A 1,032-nucleotide genomic window follows, 5' to 3' on the forward strand; every position below is an offset into this window, starting at 1 on the left:
GGATAGGACAGGGCTGCCAAGCTTTCTTCCGAAATCATCAAAGCGCTCCACTTTGTTACCGCCAGACCGTGCGGCGGCTGGCAACGACACGATTGGCCACAGCCGAGTTATTGCCAGACGACGACCTGAGGCGGGTTGATCGCGCCATAGACTGACTTGTTGCCGAGGATCTCAAAGGCATCGGGTACCTTCTCGATCCCCTCCAGTTTGTGCGTGATTGTCGGCTCGATCTGCACTCGCTTCGAGGCGACCAGGTCGATCGCGTATCGCACCATCTTCGGGGACGGCAACCGGCGTCCGTAAACGCGCAGCCCCTTCTTCTCGATCAGGCCGTAGACGACCTCGGTGCCCACTGGCAGATGGCCGACCTCCATGATGCGCCCTTCATGCCGCAGCATCTGGAGTCCCTGCTGGAATGCATCTGTGCCGGCATGCCCCTGCTCTCGGCTGCCACCGGCGCACTCGATGACCACGTCGCAGCCAAGGCCATTTGTCGCCTCCATTACGGCAGCGACCGGGTCGGTCGTAGTCACGTTGACGGTAATGTCGGCGCCGAGCTTTCTTGCCAGCTCCAACACCGGCTCGCGACGCGCCATGGCGATAACCTTGCCTGCCCCCGCAGCGCGCGCAACTTGGAGCGAATCGAGCCCCATTGGCCCGAGCCCGATGACCGCGACCGTGTCGCCCATGGATATGCCCACGCCCTCGATTGCACCGACGATCGACACGAGAGGCTGAAGGGCCGCGCACTCAAAGTCCGACACCTCATCGGGAACCGCAGCAAGCATCCGCGCCGGCGCCGCAAAATACTCGGCGAGACAGCCGGGCGTATCTTCGCCGACGTTGATGACCGATCGGCAGAGCGTAGACAGCCCCGCATTGCAATATTTACAACCGCCGCATGGAACGCCGCGATGGTAGAACACGCGCTCGCCAAGCTTGACGTTCTCGACACCCTTGCCGACCTCGACGACCTCAGCACAGAACTCATGCCCGAAAAGCGGGACCGGGCGCTGCTTGGCGAACATAGCC

General features: G+C 62.4%; 1 protein-coding gene. It reads right to left on the bottom strand.

All coding sequences use genetic code 11. The features are described 5' to 3' along the window. Positions 1–107: 107 nt before the first annotated feature. On the bottom strand, positions 108–1,032 hold a 925-nt coding region (locus ACXJ7R_RS34070), incomplete at its 5' end, for a zinc-dependent alcohol dehydrogenase (RefSeq protein ID WP_457155627.1).

It is taken from the genome of Mesorhizobium sp. P5_C1 (genome assembly GCF_054049815.1).